General features: G+C 68.1%; 17 protein-coding genes and 1 riboswitch. Of the genes, 8 read left to right on the top strand and 9 right to left on the bottom strand.

Features of this window, described 5'->3' with window-relative positions:
- Positions 1-72: 72 nt before the first annotated feature.
- A complete protein-coding gene (locus T333_RS31975) occupies positions 73-753 on the bottom strand; it encodes a TetR/AcrR family transcriptional regulator (RefSeq protein WP_496426808.1) in 681 nt (226 codons plus the stop codon).
- Between the two features lie 379 nt (positions 754-1,132).
- On the opposite strand from T333_RS31975, the gene T333_RS31970 reads away from it, so the two are divergent.
- Both T333_RS31970 and T333_RS31965 read left to right on the top strand, forming a co-directional pair.
- On the top strand, positions 1,133-1,705 hold the full coding sequence (locus T333_RS31970) for a hypothetical protein (protein WP_357253799.1): 573 nt from the start codon (positions 1,133-1,135) through the stop codon (positions 1,703-1,705).
- Positions 1,706-1,803: 98 nt separating this feature from the next.
- Positions 1,804-2,109 (top strand): hypothetical protein, encoded by a 306-nt coding sequence (locus T333_RS31965; RefSeq protein ID WP_496426807.1) that lies wholly within the window; start codon positions 1,804-1,806, stop codon positions 2,107-2,109.
- A gap of 205 nt (positions 2,110-2,314) precedes the next feature.
- Here the strand turns inward: T333_RS31965 and T333_RS31960 are convergent, their stop codons facing one another.
- Positions 2,315-2,713 carry a DUF4870 domain-containing protein gene (locus tag T333_RS31960; RefSeq protein ID WP_354999280.1) on the bottom strand — a complete coding sequence of 133 codons (399 nt, stop codon included), beginning with the start codon at positions 2,711-2,713 and terminating at the stop codon, positions 2,315-2,317.
- Positions 2,714-2,824: 111 nt separating this feature from the next.
- Complete coding sequence (aat, locus tag T333_RS31955) at positions 2,825-3,562, bottom strand: leucyl/phenylalanyl-tRNA--protein transferase (protein ID WP_496426806.1); 738 nt, start codon at positions 3,560-3,562, stop codon at positions 2,825-2,827.
- Between the two features lie 186 nt (positions 3,563-3,748).
- On the opposite strand from aat, the gene T333_RS31950 reads away from it, so the two are divergent.
- Both T333_RS31950 and T333_RS31945 read left to right on the top strand, forming a co-directional pair.
- Entirely contained in the window at positions 3,749-4,126 is a 378-nt protein-coding gene (locus tag T333_RS31950; RefSeq protein ID WP_354999282.1) for a nuclear transport factor 2 family protein, read from the top strand.
- Between the two features lie 97 nt (positions 4,127-4,223).
- Complete coding sequence (locus tag T333_RS31945) at positions 4,224-6,470, top strand: WD40 repeat domain-containing protein (RefSeq protein WP_496426805.1); 2,247 nt, start codon at positions 4,224-4,226, stop codon at positions 6,468-6,470.
- 376 nt (positions 6,471-6,846) lie between these two features.
- Here the strand turns inward: T333_RS31945 and T333_RS31940 are convergent, their stop codons facing one another.
- From T333_RS31940 to metE, 5 genes are all read right to left on the bottom strand, one after another.
- The gene (locus T333_RS31940) at positions 6,847-7,617 is read right to left on the bottom strand and encodes an ESX secretion-associated protein EspG (RefSeq protein WP_496426804.1); all 771 of its coding nucleotides are present in this window, start codon (positions 7,615-7,617) and stop codon (positions 6,847-6,849) included.
- Between the two features lie 137 nt (positions 7,618-7,754).
- Positions 7,755-8,945 carry a WXG100 family type VII secretion target gene (locus T333_RS31935; protein ID WP_496426803.1) on the bottom strand — a complete coding sequence of 397 codons (1,191 nt, stop codon included), beginning with the start codon at positions 8,943-8,945 and terminating at the stop codon, positions 7,755-7,757.
- Positions 8,946-8,959: 14 nt separating this feature from the next.
- Complete coding sequence (locus T333_RS31930) at positions 8,960-9,400, bottom strand: hypothetical protein (protein WP_496426802.1); 441 nt, start codon at positions 9,398-9,400, stop codon at positions 8,960-8,962.
- 75 nt (positions 9,401-9,475) lie between these two features.
- Entirely contained in the window at positions 9,476-10,018 is a 543-nt protein-coding gene (locus T333_RS31925; RefSeq protein ID WP_496426801.1) for a DUF3558 domain-containing protein, read from the bottom strand.
- A gap of 545 nt (positions 10,019-10,563) precedes the next feature.
- Positions 10,564-12,831 carry a 5-methyltetrahydropteroyltriglutamate--homocysteine S-methyltransferase gene (gene metE, locus T333_RS31920; protein ID WP_496426800.1) on the bottom strand — a complete coding sequence of 756 codons (2,268 nt, stop codon included), beginning with the start codon at positions 12,829-12,831 and terminating at the stop codon, positions 10,564-10,566.
- Between the two features lie 154 nt (positions 12,832-12,985).
- Positions 12,986-13,195, bottom strand: a riboswitch (cobalamin riboswitch).
- Positions 13,196-13,444: 249 nt separating this feature from the next.
- On the opposite strand from metE, the gene T333_RS31915 reads away from it, so the two are divergent.
- From T333_RS31915 to coaD, 3 genes are read left to right on the top strand one after another with little or no spacing between them, the layout of a single operon-like run.
- Positions 13,445-16,849 (top strand): pyruvate carboxylase, encoded by a 3,405-nt coding sequence (locus T333_RS31915; RefSeq protein WP_354999285.1) that lies wholly within the window; start codon positions 13,445-13,447, stop codon positions 16,847-16,849.
- The gene (gene rsmD, locus T333_RS31910) at positions 16,846-17,403 is read left to right on the top strand and encodes a 16S rRNA (guanine(966)-N(2))-methyltransferase RsmD (RefSeq protein ID WP_354999286.1); all 558 of its coding nucleotides are present in this window, start codon (positions 16,846-16,848) and stop codon (positions 17,401-17,403) included. Before T333_RS31915 ends, rsmD begins: the two co-directional genes overlap by 4 nt.
- Positions 17,404-17,423: 20 nt before the next feature.
- Positions 17,424-17,909 carry a pantetheine-phosphate adenylyltransferase gene (coaD, locus tag T333_RS31905; RefSeq protein WP_354999287.1) on the top strand — a complete coding sequence of 162 codons (486 nt, stop codon included), beginning with the start codon at positions 17,424-17,426 and terminating at the stop codon, positions 17,907-17,909.
- Positions 17,910-17,981: 72 nt separating this feature from the next.
- On the opposite strand, the gene T333_RS31900 is transcribed toward coaD, so the two are convergent.
- Positions 17,982-18,494 (bottom strand): GtrA family protein, encoded by a 513-nt coding sequence (locus tag T333_RS31900; protein WP_354999288.1) that lies wholly within the window; start codon positions 18,492-18,494, stop codon positions 17,982-17,984.
- A 382-nt stretch (positions 18,495-18,876) separates the two neighbouring features.
- Here T333_RS31900 and T333_RS31895 point away from each other — a divergent pair, with 382 nt between their 5' ends.
- Entirely contained in the window at positions 18,877-19,623 is a 747-nt protein-coding gene (locus T333_RS31895; RefSeq protein WP_354999838.1) for a DivIVA domain-containing protein, read from the top strand.
- Positions 19,624-19,708: the final 85 nt, after the last annotated feature.

Genomic DNA, 19,708 nt, shown 5'->3' with positions numbered 1-19,708 from the left:
CCGGCAACTGGGCTTCGAGAGCGGTGCACGTCTCCGGCGCGGTGGTTGTGGCCCGGCGAGCCGAGTGCGTGGTCAGATGTCCGGCAGTTCCTTCGGCGTCCCTTCTGCGGTGATGATTTCGATTACCGCGGCGACAATCGGGCCGTCGGGATCGCTGAGACGCCGCAACGAACTCCGATCCACCAGTAAAGAGCCAAGAGTGAAATCGACCAGTTCGGCGCCGACCTGTTCGGCGGACCTACGCCCTTCCGGCTCGAACCACGTCCACGCCCATTGCGCGGCACCGAAGATGAGCAGGGTCCGGATACTTCCATCGACAGGCCGGAACTCACCCGAAACAACGCCCGACTCGAGCACATTGCGCAGCATTTCGATGTAGCGCCGTCGCAGTTTACGCCCCTCGGAGGTCTCCTCTTGCTGGGCGAACCGCGCGACCTCGCGCTGGAAAGCGACGGTCCGATTTCGATCATGCACCTGATAGAGCATGGACGCGAACAACAGCGCGGCCATCCGTTCGGCAGGCGCAGGAAACTCCGCTACGATGCGCTCTGCCTCATCGATCCGCTGCCGCATATAGGAAATGTGCAGGGCTTCCAGCAACCGCGCCTTCGTGCCGTAGTGGTGCACGATCAAGCCCTGCGAGATGCCCAACTCGCTCGCGACGCCACTGAAGCTGGTCCCGTCGTAGCCCTTCTCGGCAACATGGCGCGTGAAGATATCGAGGATCGCACCCGACTTGCCCGGCTCAGCCACACGCCTACCCACCGATACCACCCCTCTTCGGTCCAAATTTTCCCGCACACTCTAGCGCCCAGTGACGGCGTTACCCCGGCGTTGACTGAGTGTGCAGTCAGTATTAGCATTATGCGCCGAGTCACAGCGGTGCACTCGCCGGTATCAATAGTTCATCTACCTTCGGGCAATCAACCATGCGCTTATCCCGCCAAGGCGGTGACCACGACGTCGTCATCAGCCATAACCTGTGGTCACCCCGCGCCATGAGCCCTCGCTGTCAGATGGTCACCATCCACCGCCTCGCGGCCCGTGAGTCCGAGCACGTAACGTCCGCGAAGTCCACCACATGGTCGGATAGTCCGGCCTGCTCGAAGCGTCGGCCCGCGATGGAGAACAAGTGAGTCCCCTGGACGCGGGTACGGCGGAGGCGCCGGAGGATCCCGCGACGGACGCGGGAGCTCTGCTGTCGCCGGAACAACTATTGGCCGCGATCGGTGGTCGTCTCGCCGAGCCGTTGCCGCTCGTCGCGTGGGCACGGGAACTGGGCGATCTACACGCCGCTCTGATCTCGACGGTTCTGAATCCGCCGCGGCCCGACGTCACCGAGGCGGCCCTGCACGCGGAAATCGCGAAGGTCGTCGACAAGATCAACTCGTGGGCGGCGTTCTACGTCCGGCACAGCCGGTGCGCCCGCCGCCACACCCACACCTTCGGTGAGGTGATCAGTCACGTCGCGAAGTCCTACGCCGAGGCATGGTGGACGGTGCTGCACACCGACTGCGAGGAGCTTCGGCACTCCGCATGGGTCCATCTCGGCGAGGTCCGCGACGGCTACGCGCAACTCATCGGCGACATCAGAACCGGTCGTGTCCAATTCCCGCTGGGGTGGGCGGGCATCCGACATGCCCGGCGAAACGACAGCGCTTCCACTGGGTCCGACGGGGATGGGGTGCACCCCGGCAAGCAGTAGTAGGCACAACGGGCGGTGCGGTCTGGACGGCGCCACGAGTGCTGCAGGCCAGGTCCATATTCGAAGGCATCGGTACGCTCGTGGGCATGGGTGGGGACTTGTTGCTGCTGATCGCCACCATCGGCGGCCCATTGGGGTTGTTCGGGTGGGCGGCTGTTCGGGCGAAGCGCCGCGGGCTCGGGGGGTCGTTCGCCGGGCCGTTTCAGGAGATGTTCGATCCTGGTGCGGCGCGGGCGCAGATCGTCATCGAGGAGAGGGCGGAACTGCCGGATCCGGGGGGCACCGGCGACCCGGATAACGACGACGATGTGCCGAACACGGTGATGTACAAGGGTGTTCGGCTCTACATCAATCCGAAGGCTCGGCATCGCGGAGGTGATGGGACCGCCAGCCGAGCGGGGTGAGCACGGACGGCCCGGACCGTTTCGGTCAGCACGGGAGGCGGCATTCGCGGCCTGCGGCTGCCCCGAAGACCGCCCGGATCGCGGCGATATCGGACGTTCCGCGCGGACGCCGACGGCCCGAGACAACTCGGGCCGTCGGTCTTCGGACTGTCGCAGCTGGTTGCCCGCAGGGTTGCGAATCTCGTTGCGGACTTCGAATATGCCGCTACTCGACCGAGTTGGCCAGCCGATCGGCATATGGGGCGGTGAGTTTTCCGACCAGGGGAAGTTCTGCGCGGACACCGCCGGTGTTGTTCGCCTGGACCATGGCCATGACCCAGACGACGACCGCGAAGACCGCGACCGCGAGTCCGGCGAGGCTGAAGATGATCCCCACGACTCCGAGGAGCGAGCCGACGATGCTCAGAACGATATTGACCACCGAGACCGCTCCGAAGAAGACGATCGATTGCGAGGCATGGAATTTCACGTCGGGGTCGTTCTTGCCGACGAACAGGAAGATGACTCCGGTGAGCCACCCCAGTGCGTAGGACAGGATCGCGCTGGTCTTCTTGTCCAAGCCGGCGGACTGCGGTTGGTTCGTGGGAGGTTGAGAAGTTGTCATGAGGTAAGTAGACGCTGCGCGCGCCACCTACCGATCCCAAGTTTCGCCCGAACCCCCAGGTCGCGGGTCAGCCGGCGACCGGGATCGTGGACGTGGTTCTCCCTTGATCGTTCACGCCGGTAGGTGGTTGGGGGAGTTGGGGACCGGGATTTCGAACTGCCAGGGACCCGAGAGGCCGGGGAGGGCGGCGGCCTGGGTGTGTAGGTGCAGGTAGTCCACACGGGAGAGGTCGATGGCGCCGAGGGAGGTGAGGTGGCTGGAGGTGACCTGGCAGTCTACGAGGGCGAAATCCCACGCGGCCAGTTGGGCGCAGAGCCAATACAGCGCGACCTTGGAGGTGTCACGGGCGCGGGAGAACATGGACTCGCCGGCGAAGGAGCGACCGCATGCGACGCCGTAGAGGCCGCCGACAAGGTCGCCGTCGCGCCATACCTCGACCGAGTGCGCATGACCGAGGTGGTGCAACCGCAGGTAGGCCGCCATCATGTCGGAGCCGATCCAGGTTCCGTCCTCCTTGTCACGCGGTCCGGCGCAATTCGACATCACATCGGCGAAGGCGCGATCCATGGTCACCCCGTAGTCGGCTTTCGTGACAGATCGACGATAGGACTTGGTCACCCGCAGGTCGGTCGGCACCAGAATGCTCCGCGGGTCCGGGCAGTACCAGTGGATCGTTTCGCCGGGGTTGTACCAGGGAAAGATGCCCGCGGAATAGGCGCTCAACAGCCGCTCTGACGACAGATCCCCGCCGAAAGCGACCAGTCCGGTCGGATCCGCGAGCTCGACAGGTGGGAAAGGCTGGTCTGGATCGACCAGATACATCCGCATCAGGTCGCTGGCGTCGGTCACCGGACAGACATTACCGACCTGAGCGAACAGCCTCGGGCCGCGACGACGGGACGAACCGTCGCACGGGGATCGGTCCGCGGAGTCGGCAACCCCTACCTGCTGCCGAGCGTCACCCCTGTTCTACCAAGCAATTGTTTGGTTGAATCGGTGCGACCCGATGCCCCGCCCTAGGAAACGAGCGCGCCAATGACCGGTCCCGACGAACTCGTCCGCGCGATGTGCCGAAGCTGGTCCGATCCCGACCCCGATCGAATCGCCTCGTACTTCGCCGAAGACGCTGTCTACCACAACATTCCGATGGAACCGATCGTCGGCCGCACCGCCATCCGCGATTTCATCGCCGGGTTCCTCACCACCTTCGACGCCATCGATTTCGACATCCACCACCAGGTGACCTCCGGCAACGTCGTCATGAACGAACGCACCGACACCTTGCGCGGCAACGGCCGCGACACCCCGCTCCCCGTCATGGGCGTCTTCGAAGTCGGCGACGGCGCCATCACCGCCTGGCGCGACTACTTCGACATGGCCGCCATCAACCGCGCCTTCGGCCTCCCCAGCTGAGCCGATCCGTCCGCTCGTGGCCGCCACGGTTCGATCAGCGGACGACCGGGAAGTGGATCGTGGGTGTGGAAGGTGCGGCGCACCTACGATGCTGATCGTGTCTTTCGATGTGCGCGACGGTGATTCGGGTGCCGAGCCGGTCGGGCAGGGCGCCTGGTGGATGGATCCGGCGTTGCTGGTGCGCGGGGAGTTCGAGCGTGTGTGGGGAATGCTGGATTCCGCGCCGGACGCTCAGGCTCGTTTGGTGGCGGCGGTGTTTCGGGCCTCGGCACATCTGTACCGCGACGCCTCGCCGGTAGTTCGTCGGCAACTGCTGGCGCTGGACGCCGCCCGGTACGGACACCGGGGGCTGGCCGGCCGGATCACCGCCGTGCCTGTGGACGGGGGCGGACACGCGCGGTGGGGCGTGGAGTGGGCGACTGCCAGCCAGGTCGATTCCCGTTTTCGATACGCCCTGACCGGGTGGAAGGCGCCGTCCGTGGCGACAGCGGTGGTGGACGGCCGTGCCGTCGCCGTGGGCCCGTCGTGGAGCGGCGGCAACGTCAGGGCAATTCGGATGTGGGACTTGATGACCGGCGAGCAGGTCGGCGAGCCCTTGGGCGGCCACGACGGTCCGGTTCGTGCGGTGGCGACGGGAGTGATGAACGAGCGCCCGGTCGCCGTCACCGGAAGCGAGGACGGCACGGCGCGTGTGTGGGACCTGGTCGACCATGAGCAGATCGGCGAACCCATGGCTGGCCACGACGGCTGGGTGCTCTCCGTGTCGACGGCCGTGGTGGATGGCCGCCTCGTCGCGGTCACCGGCGGTACCGACCACACGGCGCGTGTGTGGGACCTCGGCACCGGAAAACAGATCGGTGTTCCCTTGACCGGCCACAGTCGGTGGGTGGTGGCGGTGGCGACAGCCGTGGTGAACGATCGTCCCGTCGCCGTCACCGGCAGCTGGGATGCCACGATCCGGCTGTGGGATCTCGGTACAGGCGTACAGGTCTGCGATCCACTGACCGGCCACACCGATCAGGTGCTTGCGGTGGCGACGGCCGTGGTGGACGGTCGGCCGGTCGCCGTCACCGGAAGCAATGACAAGACGGCGATGATATGGGATCTCACCACCGGTAAACCGGCTGGTGATCCGCTGATCGGCCACTCCCACAAAGTGGGGGCCGTCGCGACAACCACCGTGGACGGCCGCCCGGTAGCCCTCACCGGCGGCGGGGACGGCACGGCCCGGGTATGGGACCTGACGACCGGCGAGCAACTCGGCGATCCGCTGACCGGCCACACCGACCAGATTGGCGCCGTGGCGGTGGCGCACGTGGGCGGTGTCCCCGTTGCCGTCACCGCCGGTGCGGTCACCGGTACCGATCACACGGTCCGCGCGTGGAGCCTGACGGAGCGTCGCAGGAACACCGAACCCTCGGATGGGCACAGGGGCGCCGTCGTCGCGGTGGCGACGGCGATGGTGGACGGGCGGTCGGTCGCCGTCACCGGCAGCGGCGATGGCACGGCCCGCATCTGGGATCTCGCCGCAGGTGAGCGCATCGGCGTCTCCCTCGACGGCCACACCGGTGAGGTGCACAAGGTGGCAGCCGGGACGGTGGACGGCCGCCCGGTCGCCGTCACCGGCGGCTACGACGCACTCCGGCTGTGGGACCTGACCACGGGTGATCCCATCGGCGAACCGCTGACCGACCCCGACGGACCCACCCTCGCGCGGGCCATGGCAATGGTGGACGGCCGCCTACTGGCCGTCACCAGCGGCGGACATCGCAGCGGCAGACCCATGCGGGTATGGGACCTGGCCACCCGCGCGCCGATCGGCGGATTTCCCGCCGGCCGCCGCCGCGGTTACGCCGACAAGGTGATCGCGGTGACGTTGGGACAGTTGGACGGGCGGCCTGTCGCCGTCACGGGCGCCGACGACCGGACAGTTCGGTTGTGGGACGCGACAACTGGGAAGCAGATCGGTGAGCCCCTGATCGACCATGACTGCTCGGTGCGGGCAGTTGCCACGGCAACGGTGGAAGGTCGCCCGATCGTGGTCATCGGCAGCGACGACAAGACAGCACGAACAGCAGACCTGACCACAGGCCAGCCGATCGGCGAACCGCTGCGCGGCCACGCCGACGTGGTGTGCACGGTGGCCGCGGGCACGGTGGACGGCCGCCCGGTCGCCGTCACCGGGAGCTGGGATACCACGGTGTGCGTGTGGGACATCATGACGGGCGAACAGATCGGCGAGAAGCTGGTGTTCCCCGCCATGGTGAACGCGGTCGCAGTGACGCCGGATGGGCGCCTGGCGGTCGGATTCGGCACGGAGCTGGCCATTTTGGCCTTTAGCTGACCGCGTCCTCCGCAGAGCTGTTGTCGCAAACGGTTGGGCGACCGCGGCTTGATCGGCGAACGATCCGAATTCCCCTGTGTGCCAGTCATCGACGGGCCGCGGGATACCCCGACCATCGGTAGGTCGTCGATCTCCTCCGGCGAAAACTACGCGACATCATGCGACTCGTCCGAGACGGCCAGCTCGCCGCCGACGCGCGTGGTGCGAAACGGTCGCCTATACAAGCCCCCTGCGGTGCTATCGGATCCGCCGAGAGTTCGAGTGAGGACGAAAACGGATGCCGGGACCGCCTATTCGAGCCGAGGATGATTCGATGCCTGAGTCGGCGGACGGTCGCACTATGGGGGATCTGCACTCGAGGGGGTGCTGAGCTGGTTCACCACCGGTCTTCATCAGCTTCGTGGAGGCGTCGCAGGACGCGATCTATCCAGGTGGTGAAGTGGGCGGTGAGGTCGGCGGGGTTGGTGGGACGGACGGCGATGTGCTCGCCGCGAGTTTCGGTGTAGCGGCCGTCGTCGGTGATGTCGTGCCATTGGACGGTCGTGAGGGGCCGGTTCAGTGCGTTGACGGGTCCGGTGTAGAGGAGGGCCGAGCCGCCGCCGTCGGCTGGTCGGTGCAAGAGGCGTTGGTAGCGTTCGCGTGGGGTGTTGCGGGCAATGCTCTCGAGGTGTCCAGTGGTTCGGCCGCCGAGGTCCTCGGGGTGGAAGGTGGCTGGAGGCTGGGAGCCGGGTTTGCATCGGGGTAGGCAGCCGGCCAGTTCCGCGGGGAGGTGTTCGGCGGGGAAGCAGCGGCAGCGAATCGGGCCGTTGACGTCGCCGAAGGTGGCTTGCGCCAGGGTCATCGCATGGTGGCCGGAACGGGCGCCGACCACCCGATAGACGCGGATGCCTCCATGGGGATTGTTGTGCTGCGTTGTGCCGCCGAATATTTCGATGCGAACAGGGGCGGCGCTCAGGGTGTGCAGGGCGAATTGGATCTCTTCGAGTTCGTCGCGGGAATAGCGCTCGCGCACGGTGACTTTGTGCATGTCGAAGTCGTCGCGGGACGCGAAGCGGCTGGTGAAGCGAAGTGGATTGGGGAACCGGTCGTTGGCGGGGCTGAACCATAGTGCCGCGAAATCATCGGGTTCCCAAGTCCATTCAGCCATGAAGCGGTCCAATCGAGTCGAGCCAGGTAGTAACGTGCACCCGCCAAGCGAGATTCGCCTGGGGGAGTGGAATTGCTGTGCGCGGACCCTTGTGTCCGTGCGCGGCGCCGACCTGTTGGCCGGATGCGCTGGAGCGGTCAGTCCCGGGCGGAGGTGGGCGTCGGAGCGGGGTCCTCGCCGATTACGCCGCCGGGGACGGTTCGGGGCAGGTCTCCGATGAGTTCGGCGGCGTTTTCGGCGTTGACGAGGTAATCCGGTGTCTGGCGGGTGTTTTCCTCATCGCCCTTGCCACGGCCCGCGCCGGCGCCCATTCCGCCCATGCCGGGCATTCCGCCACGGGTGGCGGCGGCCGCATTGGCCGCGGCCGGCGCGGGGGTGGTCGCACCGGGAGCGCCTGGGACTCCGGGAACGCTGCGGCCGGGACTCGGGGTCGAGCTCGGACTGCCCGAACCGGACGGACCGCCGGGCCACGACGGCGAGCCCGGGACCGCCGCGCTCGGTGTCGTGGTGGTGCTCGGTGTGGTCGGTGCGGTGAGGCCCGGGTTGGCCGGGCTCGGGGTCGTCGAACTCGGCTGGGTCTGCGGCGAGGTCGTGGTGGCCGGATCGGTGGCGGTGTCTTCGAGGTTGTTCTCGCCGGGTTCCTCCGTCTTGGCAGGATCATCGCCGGGCTCAGTCGGATCCGTAGGTTGCGAGCCGGTGGGATTCGAGCCGCCGTTTCCGCCGCCGCCGTTTCCGCCGCCACCCCCGCCGCCACCGCCGTCGTTCCCCGGGCCCACTGCCGGGATGTCCAGCGGGTTGGTCGGGTCGAGCGCGGTGGACAGCACTGGGACGCGGCCGTCGATCGCGGCGAACCTGTTCACGTAGTTGTCGAGCATCGCGGCCCGGGCGCCTGCGGTCGCCTCGTTGCGGGTGCGTTCTTCCTCAGCGGCGCGGGGCGGCCACACGTTCGCGGTCCACGAGTGATGGTTTGCCTCCGGGATGCCGTTGACGACCGCGGGGATCGCGTCGGCAGCGGCCTCCATGTCGTTGGACATCCGCGTGATGAGCGCGGTCAGCTGGTGGGCGTCGGTGGTGTAGCGGGTGATCGCGTCCTTGGCCGCGTCGGCGGACGTCCCTTCCCACGCCTCGGCGATCGAGGCCTTGATCGACCGGGAGAAGGTCTCGAGTCCCTGATCCCACTGCGTGGCCACGTTCGAGTAGTCCATGGCCGCTTTGCGGGCGTTGGCGGGATCCAATGGCGTGAAAGCTTCTTCGATCTCGGTGCGTTCCCAGGCGAAGACGTTCTCCCCGCGCGGGGGTATCTGCCCGGGTTCGTTGGCGGTGCTCAATGGATCGACCCTTACTACAAGCCCGGCCAGGAGAAGATCTTCGGCTGAGCCGGGGGCTGCTGGGGCAGGTTCGCCTCGAGATCCCGGTAGCGGGCAGCCTGATCGGTATCGACGCCGGTGATGCGCTCGCGGACGGTGCGGAACAGGGTCTGGAAGTCTTCGACGACCTGGTAGTGCGACTCCATCACCGCGTACACGCTGTTCTCCGAGCCGCGGGACTTCTTGCGCCACCGATCGACCATGGTCTTGCCTGAAACCAGGTCTTTGTCTCCCTGGGCTGGAAACTTCTCGCCGAGACCCCAGGCGTCTTGCTGCGAGATCTCGGTCATGGTTCGCTGGATCTTCAGGATCTCGTTCTTGAAATATTCGCAGTCGCGGTCGAGGTAGACGAACTTCTCGAGATCCATCCGCACCGAGAGTCGGCCTTCACGAGCTTCATTGATCAGGTTCGCCAACGGGCTCGGTGGCGCTGTGTCGTCGTTTGCCATTCGTTCCCCCTCCCAGGAAAGCTTCGATCGGCCCGTCGGTTGTCAAACGCTGGCGGGCAGGCTGGGGACCACCTTCTCCGCCAGGTCTCGAGCCAAGTCACATGAGTTGAGATGGCCGGTGTCGGTCGATTTCGGATTGTTCAGATTGAACTCGACGCTGCCGCCCTTGATCTCGACGTCGACCGTGCAGGCGTCCTTGATGAAGGGGCCGTCGAACTGCCGGGTCGAGATCGCCCGTCGTCCATCGATGGTGTACTCGGTGGTCTCGGGAAAGTTGCGGCTGCGGATGATGTCGATGGTCAGGTTCGTGGTGCGGATGCTCACCGAGTAACTACTCGACCGAACCCACGCGCAGCCGCGCCACTTCACCCCACCGCTCGCTTCGCGATTGGCAGGGTCCTTGCTGTGCAGCTTCTCCGAGTCCAGCACGCTCTGCGGAACGTCCGTGCACGGGTCGTAGCCGCGCGGAGCATCGGCAGCCAGCGTGGGACCCGTGCTCGTCGCAGCTTGGGTGGATTGGGCATCCCCGCCGGTCGATGAGCTGCATCCGGCCAGCGCCATCGCAGCGGCCAGTCCGCCGACCATGAGAAACACGCCCGCGACCCTGCGCATGCTCACCGCCGATTCCTCTCCACCGCTGTGATCGTGAAACGACTATATCGGACATCGCCCATGGATCCCGGTCGCCTGAGCCCGTTCTCCCTCGCGACCGAATCTATGGACATATCGACCCAAGGGGAACCGAATGCACACTGCGCGCGTCGAATAGAGACAGCAGGGGAGTAATTGTTCATCGACGTGTGAGGAGGGGTAGCGCATGAAAGAACGGTCGAGGTGTGCGCCGTCGTGGCGGCAGGGGCTGAGTCCGAAACCTCGGAGGCGTCCGGTGCGGCGGGCGGGGGAGGCTTGCGAGAGTTATACGTCGCGAAGGCAGCGGCAGCTGGGGCGTTCGCCGGAGGGTGAGTGATCGCGTGTCTCGCGGTTGAAATCGCTTCTGCCGGAGAGGTGATGAGATCAGGTTCGGCGGAGGGCGGTTCGAGTTCGTGTCCGTCGGACCGCTGCGATCGGCGTCCGGCGTAGGGCAGTGCACAGCGGCCGGGCCGCGCGGGGAGCGCGGCCCGGCCGGAGTTCTAGCGCACGGCCTTGGCCGCCGCGACCATGTTGCGCAGCGAGGCTTCCACCTCGACCGGGCCGCGGGTCTTCAGACCGCAGTCCGGGTTGACCCAGAGCCGTTCGGCGGGAACGGCTTTCAGGGCGGCGCGGAGCGAGGCGGTGATCTCCTCGACGCTGGGGACGCGCGGGGAGTGGATGTCGTAGACACCCGGGCCGACGCCGAGGTCGAAGCCCGCGGCATTGAGGTCGTCGAGCACCTCCATGCGGGAGCGAGCCGCCTCGATGGAGGTCACGTCGGCGTCCAGGCCCGCGATCGCGTCGATGACCTCACCGAACTCCGAGTAGCACAGGTGGGTGTGGATCTGGGTGGCGTCGGAGACGCCGGAGGTCGCCAGGCGGAACGAGCCGACCGACCAGTCCAGGTATGCGGGCTGGTCGGCGGCGCGCAGCGGGAGCAGCTCGCGCAGCGCGGGTTCGTCGACCTGGATGATGCGGATGCCCGCGGACTGCAGATCCACCGTCTCGTCCCGGATGGCCAGCGCCACCTGGCGCGCCGAGTCGGCCAGCGGCTGGTCGTCGCGCACGAACGACCAGGCGAGGATGGTGACCGGGCCGGTCAGCATGCCCTTGACCGGCTTGTCGGTCAGCGATTGGGCGTAAGTGATCCAGTCGACGGTCATCGGCGCGCGCCGGGTGACGTCGCCGAACAGGATCGGCGGCCGCACGCAGCGGGTGCCGTAGGACTGCACCCAGCCGTTCTCGGTGGCCGCGAAGCCGTCGAGCTGCTCGGCGAAGTACTGCACCATGTCGTTGCGCTCGGGCTCGCCGTGCACGAGCACGTCGATGTCCAGCTTTTCTTGCAGCGCAACGACATCGGCGATCTCGGAACGCATCCGGCGCACGTACTCGGCCTGGTCGATATCGCCCTTGCGCAGCGCCGCCCTGGCCAGCCGGATCTCCGGGGTCTGCGGGTAGGAGCCGATCGTGGTGGTGGGCAGCGCGGGCAGACCCAGTCGCTGCGCCTGCAGCGCGCGGCGTTCGTCGGCGGGCGCGCGCTTGGTGGCGTCCGGCCCGAGCGAGTCGAGGCGGGCCCGAACTTGCGCGTCGGAGAGCCGCGGGTCGGTGGTTCGCGACTCCGCCGCGGCGCGCGCGGCGGCGAGCTCGTCGGCGATGGCCCCGGTGCCCTGCGCCAAAGCCGTTGCCAGCAGCCGCACTTCGGCTACCTTCTCGGCGCCGAAGGCGAGCCAGGAGCGCAGTCGGTCGTCCAGCCCGGTCTCGGGCGCCAGCGAGTACGGCACGTGCAGCAGCGAGCAGGAGCTCGACACAGCCACCGACGACGCGCTGCCGAGCAGCGTCCCGAGGGTGGTCAGCGCGCGATCCAGGTCGGTGCGCCACACGTTGCGCCCGTCGACCACGCCCGCCACCAGCAGCTTGTTCGCCAGTGACGGCAGCGAGGCCACCGCGGACAGCTCCAGCGCCGAGGTGAAGTCCAGTGCGATGCCTTCGACGGCGGTGCCCGCCAAAGCCGGAAGCGCGTCGCCCGGCGTGCCGAAGTAGGTGGCGACCAGGATCGCGGGCCGCTCGCTCGCCTCGGTCAGCTCGGTGTAGGTGCGCCGGACCAGCTCGATCTCGTCCTCGGTGAGGTCGGTGACCAGCACCGGCTCATCGATCTGCACCCACGCCGCACCCGCGGCGGCCAGCTGCCGCAGCAGTTCGCGGTAGAGCGGCACCAGCTCGCCGAGCCGGTCGAGCGCCGCGCCGCCGGTGGCCTTGGCCAGCTTCAGGAAGGTGACCGGCCCGACCACCACCGGACGCGCGGGCACGCCGAGCTCGATCGCCTCGGCGAGTTCGGCGAGCAGCTTCTCCGGGTGCAGCGCGAAGGTCGTCTCCGAGCCGATCTCGGGAACCAGGTAGTGGTAGTTGGTGTCGAACCACTTGGTCATCTCCAGCGGTTCCACGGAGTCGGTGCCGCGGGCGGCGGCGAAGTACCGGTCCAGCGGATCGGCGATCCCGGCCACCCGCTCGGGCAGCGCGCCGAGCAGCACGGCGGTGTCGAGCACCTGGTCGTAGTAGGAGAAGGTGCCGACCGGGATCGAGTCCAGTCCGGCCGCCTGCAGCTCGGTCAGCTGGGCGCGGCGCAGGTCGCGGGCAACGGTGTGCAGCTGCTCGGCGTCGATGCGCCCGGCCCAGTACGACTCGGTGGCGCGCTTGAGCTCGCGTCGCGGCCCCACGCGCGGTAGCCCGAGAACCGTCGCGGTGAATGGTGTGTGTTCGGAAACAGTCACGGTGTGCTCCAGTGCTTTTCAGGACGTGAGCCATCGCCATGCGAGCACGCGGCGACCAGCGGACGTCGTTGGGCAACCGAAGAGACACGGAGCCCAAAAAGTCGGCGCTGATGGTCCGCGCGCCCAATCCACGAGGCGGTGGCCGCCGGATACGGCGTATCCGGCACGGCTGGCAGGTCTTCGGACTCGCGGGCACCGGTTGGGGAGAATTTCCTCCCGCCGACCTACTGACCGTCGCTTCCCAGGTCTGCACCCAGTGCGTGATGACGGTGTTCGTTCCTGCATACCGCTGCGGGACAGTCCCGGATTCCCACCGGGTTCCCTCTCGCCCGCCGCCCGGCAAACCGGGAGCGGACTTCGACTCCGGCGCTCGACGTCGGGGCTCCATCTCGTCGGGCGCACTGGAGAACCAGCTGCGTTGTCCAGCATAAACGGACGACGGGATATTCCGTGCGCGCCCCCGGCAAGGCCACGCACAGACCGGCCGGGCAGGTGGTGAGATGTGACGCCCTGATGAACGCAACTTCGCAAGCCTGCTAGGTCTGGTTGTGAAGATTGCTGCGAAGGGGACTTCCCTGTCGGTGCTGTACCGAGAGCCGGGTACCTTGGGGCAATGTTCTCGAAAGTCTTGGTTGCCAATCGCGGCGAGATCGCTATCCGCGCCTTCCGCGCGGCCTACGAACTCGGCATCGGGACGGTCGCCGTCTTTCCGCACGAGGATCGCAACTCGGTCCATCGGTTGAAGGCCGCGGAGTCCTATCAGATCGGGGAGCAGGGCCACCCGGTCCGGGCTTACCTCTCCATCGAGGCGATCATCGACGCGGCCAAGACCGCGGGCGCCGACGCCATCTACCCGGGTTACGGATTCCTCTCCGAGAATCCGGACCTGGCGGCGGCCTGTGCGCGCGAGGGCATCACCTTCATCGGCCCCTCGGCCGAGGTGCTGGAGCTGGCGGGCAACAAGGCACGCGCCATCGAGGCCGCCAGGGCGGCGGGCCTTCCGGTGCTGAAGTCCAGCGCGCCGTCGGCGGACGTGGACGAATTGCTCACCGCCGCAAACGAACTCGAATACCCGATCTTCGTCAAGGCGGTCGCGGGCGGCGGTGGGCGCGGCATGCGCCGGGTCGCCGCGCCGGAGCAGCTGCGCGAATCCATCGAAGCGGCCTCGCGTGAGGCCGAGTCCGCGTTCGGCGACCCGACGGTGTTCCTCGAGCAGGCGGTGGTGAACCCGCGCCACATCGAGGTGCAGATCCTGGCCGACCAGCACGGCAACGTCATGCACCTGTTCGAGCGGGACTGTTCGGTGCAGCGCCGCCACCAGAAGGTGATCGAGCTCGCGCCCGCACCGAACCTGGATCCCGAACTGCGCGAACGCATCTGCGCCGACGCGGTGGCCTTCGCCCGCCAGATCGGCTACAGCTGCGCGGGCACCGTGGAGTTCCTGCTCGACGAGCGCGGCAACCACGTCTTCATCGAGATGAACCCGCGCATCCAGGTCGAGCACACGGTGACCGAGGAGATCACCGACGTCGACCTCGTGCAGTCGCAGCTGCGCATCGCGGCGGGCGAGACCCTCGCCGACCTCGGCCTGAGCCAGGACTCCGTCGCCATTCGCGGCGCGGCGCTGCAGTGCCGCATCACCACAGAGGACCCGGCCAACGGCTTCCGTCCCGACACCGGTCGCATCACCGCCTACCGCACCCCCGGCGGCGCGGGCATCCGCCTGGACGGCGGCGCGAACCTCGGCGCGGAGATCGGCGCCTACTTCGACTCCATGCTGGTGAAGCTGACCTGCCGCGGCCGGGACCTGCCCGCGGCGGCGGCCCGTGCGCGGCGCGCGCTGGCCGAGTTCCGCATCCGCGGCGTCACCACGAACATCCCGTTCCTGCAGGCGGTGCTCGACGACCCCGACTTCAAGGCGGGCCGGGTCACCACCTCGTTCATCGACGAACGTCCGCAGCTGCTGACGCTGCGCCAGTCCGCCGACCGCGGTACCAAGATCCTCGAGTACCTGGCCGACGTCACCGTCAACAAGCCGCACGGTGACCGCCCGACCACGGTGTACCCGCACGACAAGCTGCCCGCCATCGACCTGAGCGTGCCGCCGCCGGACGGTTCACGCCAGCGGCTGCTGCGCCTGGGCCCGGAGGGTTTCGCGCAGGCGCTGCGCGAGCAGAAGGCGGTCGGCGTCACCGACACCACCTTCCGTGACGCGCACCAGTCGCTGCTGGCCACTCGCGTGCGGTCCAACGGCCTGTTGCAGGTCGCCGGGCACGTCGCGCGGATGACCCCCGAGCTGCTCTCGGTCGAATGCTGGGGCGGCGCGACCTACGACGTGGCGCTGCGCTTCCTCTACGAGGACCCCTGGGAGCGGCTCGCCGCGCTGCGTGAGGCGATTCCGAACATCTGCTTGCAGATGCTGCTGCGCGGACGCAACACCGTCGGCTACACCCCGTACCCGGAGCAGGTGACCAGGTCCTTCGTCTCCGAGGCGACGGCCACCGGCATCGATATCTTCCGTATCTTCGACGCGCTCAACAACGTCGACCAGATGCGTCCGGCCATCGACGCGGTGCGCGAAACCGGTACCGCCATCGCCGAAGTCGCGATGAGCTACACCGGCGACCTGTCGAACCCGAACGAGACGCTCTACACGCTCGACTACTACCTCAAGCTGGCCGAGCAGATCGTGGACGCGGGCGCGCACGTGCTCGCGATCAAGGACATGGCGGGTCTGTTGCGCGCCCCGGCGGCCGCGACCCTGGTCACCGCGCTGCGCAGCAACTTCGACCTGCCCGTGCACGTGCACACCCACGACACCCCCGGCGGTCAGCTGGCCACCTACCTGGCGGCCTGGCAGGCGGGCGCCGACGCGGTGGACGGCGCGAGCGCCGCGATGGCGGGCACCACCAGCCAGCCCGCGCTCTCGGCGATCGTCGCGGCCGCGGCCAACAGCGAGCACGACACCGGACTCGATCTGCAGAACGTCTGCGATCTGGAGCCGTACTGGGAGGCGCTGCGAAAGGTGTACGCGCCCTTCGAATCCGGGCTGCCCGCGCCGACCGGACGCGTCTACACCCACGAGATCCCCGGTGGTCAGCTGTCGAACCTGCGCCAGCAGGCCATCGCGCTCGGCCTCGGCGATCGCTTCGAGGAGGTCGAGGCCAAGTACGCGGCGGCCGACCGGCTGCTCGGCCGCCTGGTGAAGGTGACGCCGTCGTCGAAGGTCGTCGGCGACCTCGCGCTCGCGCTGGTCGGCACCGGCGTCGACATCGAGGACTTCGCCGCCGATCCCGGCCGCTACGACATCCCCGACTCGGTGATCGGCTTCCTGCGCGGCGAACTCGGCACCCCGGCGGGCGGCTGGCCCGAACCGTTCCGCAGCAAGGCGCTGGCCGGACGCGGCGCGGCCAAGCCGGAGACCCCGCTTTCGGCGACGGATCAGGCCGGGCTGGAAGGCGATTCGCTGGAGCGGCGCGCGACGCTGAACCGGCTGCTGTTCCCCGGCCCGACGGCGGAATTCCTCACCCATCGCGAAAAGTACGGTGACACTTCGGGTCTGAGCGCCAACCAGTTCTTCTACGGTTTGCGCCGCGGCGAGGAACACCGCGTGCAGCTGGAGAAGGGCGTCACCCTGCTGATCGGTCTGGAGGCCATCTCCGAGCCCGACGAGCGCGGCATGCGCACGGTGATGTGCATCCTCAACGGCCAGCTGCGGCCGATCGCGGTGCGGGACCGGTCCATCGCCACGGAGATCCCGGTCGCGGAGAAGGCGGACAAGACCAACCCCGGCCATCTCGCCGCGCCGTTCGCCGGTGTCGTCACCCTGGCGGTCGCCGAGGGCGACACCGTCGAGACCGGCGACACCATCGGCACCATCGAGGCCATGAAGATGGAGGCCGCCATCACCGCGCCGCGCGCGGGCACCGTCGCCCGTGTCGCGATCGGCAAGGTGCAGCAGGTCGAGGGCGGTGACCTGCTGGTCGAACTCGCCGTGCGCGAGTCCACCGCGGAATGACCCGGATCGTCGCCGGTGCGGCGGGCGGGCGGCGCCTTCGGGTGCCGCCCGCGGGCACCCGGCCGACCTCCGACCGGGTGCGCGAGGCGCTGTTCAGCGCGCTCGACGCCAGGATGGATCTGGACGGCGTCCGGGTGCTCGACCTGTACGCGGGATCCGGCGCGCTCGGGTTGGAGGCGCTGTCTCGCGGCGCGTCCTACGCGCTACTGGTCGAGTCGGATCGCAAGGCTGCGGCCGTGGTGCGCGGCAATATCGCCGACTTGGGCCTGCCCGGCGCGGAACTGCGCGTCGGGTCGGTCGCCGCGGTGCTCGCCCAAGGCGGCGCGGGCCGGTTCGATCTGGTGCTCTCCGACCCGCCCTACGACGTGGACACGGCGGCGGTGACCGCCGACCTGACCGCGTTGGCCGACGGTGGCTGGCTGCACCCCGACGCGCTGATCGTCGTGGAGCGGTCCAGTCGTTCCCCCGAAATCGCTTGGCCCGCAGCCTTCGTCCCGGCCAAGCCGCGCCGCTACGGCGAAACCCGTCTGGAACTGGCCGACTACCGGCCGTGACCGGGTGGTAGCGTCGCCTCATGGCTGGAGCACTGTGTCCCGGGTCGTTCGATCCGGTCACCAACGGGCATCTCGACGTATTCGCCCGCGCCGCGGCGCAATTCGACGAGGTCGTGGTGACCGTCATGGTGAACCCGAAGAAGCAGGGCATGTTCACCGTCGAGGAGCGGATGGAGATGCTGCGCGAGGCGACGGCGCACCTGCCGAACCTGCGGGTCGCCTCCTGGCAGGGCCTGACCGTGGACTTCGCCAAGGAGCAGGGCATCACCGCCATCGTCAAGGGCCTGCGCGACGCCACCGACTTCGGCTACGAGCTGCAGATGGCCCAGATGAACAAGAAGCTCTCCGGCGTCGACACCTTCTTCATCGCCACCAACCCGACCTTCAGCTTCCTGTCCAGCTCGCTGGTCAAGGAGGTGGCGACCTACGGCGGCGACGTCAGCGACATGCTCCCGCCATCGGTGCACAAGCGCCTGCTCGACCGCCTCGCCGAACGGCGCGGCTGAGCCCACGGACAAAGAAGCCGCCCCGGTTCCGAATCCTTCGGAACCGGGGCGGATGTCGTTCGGGGCCCGAAGTCAGAAGACCAGGCCGCGCAGCGCGAGGAAGCGCATGCCGCCGACCGCGGCGGTGATGGCGAGGACGGCCGCCGCCTGAGCGGTGTCGCCGAGGCCGGGTGCCCAGATCTCCAGCCCCGCCAGCGCCGCGGTGGTGATGCCGAGGCCGACGAGAGCGAGTCCGCCGCCCTCCCACTGCGCGGTGAACCAGCCGACCCGGCCCGCGGCGTGGAAGGTGAGCTGGCGGTGCAGCTCGTTGGCGATGATCGTGCTGACGACCGATCCGGCGATGTTGGCCATGATCGGGCCGACGCCGTGCATGGCGAAGAAGAGCAGGACGTAGGCGACATTGCTGGAACCGCCGACGAGCGCGAAACGCACGAGCTGGGCGAAGGCGCGATCACCGCGCAGGTACTGCAGCAGCTGCCCGAACCGGGCGACCGACACCGTGCGCACCGTGGGGTACGGGAAGGCCCACGGCGAGTAGATGCCGATCGGCACTCCTGCCGAGTGCGGTACTTCCAGAACCGTCATTGTTCTTCCGATCCAACCTGAGCCTTCGGTATGGACAACCGCGGCGGTCGCCGCCTTCCTTCCCGAGTGCCTATGTTCCTTATGTTCAGTATGTACTGAACAACTGAAACTGGTCAACATCCCGGGTAGGAGTCCGTTCCGTTGGCCTCCTGTGCTCCCACAGTCCGGCGTCGGGCCTGCGGTCTGCTTAAGAAGATCTTGTCGCGACCCTCTTCTGAAAAAATGTAGCACGAAGTGGAGGGTCTTCCTCCACTTGATTTTGTGGTGTGCGAGACACTGTCACGACACACCGAAAGAGGACTCGGCATCCGCCGTGATGAGGGGCACACTGGGCGTCGGCGGAGAGTTTCGCCTGAGTCAGCAGGAGAGCGGGGTAGTGAGCATGTATCGCGTATTCGAGGCACTCGACGAGCTGGTGGCCATCGTCGAAGAGGCGCGCGGGATCCCGCCGACCCGCAGCTGCATCGTGCCCCGCGGTGACGTGCTCGAACTGCTCGACGACGTGCGCGACGCGCTGCCCGGCGAACTCGACGACGCCCAGGACGTGCTGGACCACCGCGACAAGATCGTCTCGGACGCCCGCGCGGCCGCCGAGTTCACCGTGACCACCGCCAACGAACAGGCCGAGCAGACCATCGGCGCGTCCCGTGAGGAGGCCGATCGCATTCTCGCCGACGCCAAGGCGCACGCCGACCGCATGGTCGCCGAGGCGAGCGCGCACGCCGATCACCTGGTCGCCACCGCGCAGGCCGAGGCCGAGCGCATCGTGGCCGACGGCAATGCCGAGTACGAGGCGGTGACGGGCCGGGCGCGCACCGAGTCGGAGCGCATGATCGAGGCGGGCAAGGCGTCCTACGAGCGCTCGGTGGCCGAGGGCCTCGCCGAACAGGAACGCCTGGTGACCCAGACCGAGGTGGTGCGGGCCGCGCACGCCGAATCGGCGCGGCTCATCGACAGCGCGCACGAGGAGGTCGACCGGATGCGCGACGAGTGCGACCACTACGTGGACTCGACGCTCGCGCAGTTCGAGGAGACGCTCAACGGCACCTTGCGCGTCGTCGGTCGCGGACGGCAGCAGCTGCGCAGCGGTGCGGGCGTGCCCGACTACGCGGCGGAATTCCGCCGCTGACCCCGGCCGCGGCCCGTCGCCGCGCCGACGCCACCGCGGATGGCCCGCGGAACCGACGCCCCAGGGCCGTCGGCGTTTTGAGGTT

This window comes from Nocardia sp. CNS-044 (genome assembly GCF_059570515.1).
The sequence above is the reverse complement of the archived record's forward strand: the minus strand, read 5'-3'. Positions and strand labels throughout refer to the sequence as shown.

Excerpts from the sequence above, each read along its gene's own strand:
- T333_RS31915 (WP_354999285.1), top strand. The coding sequence starts at position 13,445 with ATGTTCTCGAAAGTCTTGGTTGCCAATCGCGGCGAGATCGCTATCCGC.
- rsmD (WP_354999286.1), top strand. The coding sequence starts at position 16,846 with ATGACCCGGATCGTCGCCGGTGCGGCGGGCGGGCGGCGCCTTCGGGTG.
- T333_RS31925 (WP_496426801.1), bottom strand. The coding sequence starts at position 10,018 with ATGGTCGGCGGACTGGCCGCTGCGATGGCGCTGGCCGGATGCAGCTCA.
- T333_RS31895 (WP_354999838.1), top strand. The coding sequence starts at position 18,877 with ATGTATCGCGTATTCGAGGCACTCGACGAGCTGGTGGCCATCGTCGAA.
- T333_RS31900 (WP_354999288.1), bottom strand. The coding sequence starts at position 18,494 with ATGACGGTTCTGGAAGTACCGCACTCGGCAGGAGTGCCGATCGGCATC.
- T333_RS31960 (WP_354999280.1), bottom strand. The coding sequence starts at position 2,713 with ATGACAACTTCTCAACCTCCCACGAACCAACCGCAGTCCGCCGGCTTG.
- T333_RS31940 (WP_496426804.1), bottom strand. The coding sequence starts at position 7,617 with ATGGCTGAATGGACTTGGGAACCCGATGATTTCGCGGCACTATGGTTC.
- T333_RS31950 (WP_354999282.1), top strand. The coding sequence starts at position 3,749 with ATGACCGGTCCCGACGAACTCGTCCGCGCGATGTGCCGAAGCTGGTCC.
- coaD (WP_354999287.1), top strand. The coding sequence starts at position 17,424 with ATGGCTGGAGCACTGTGTCCCGGGTCGTTCGATCCGGTCACCAACGGG.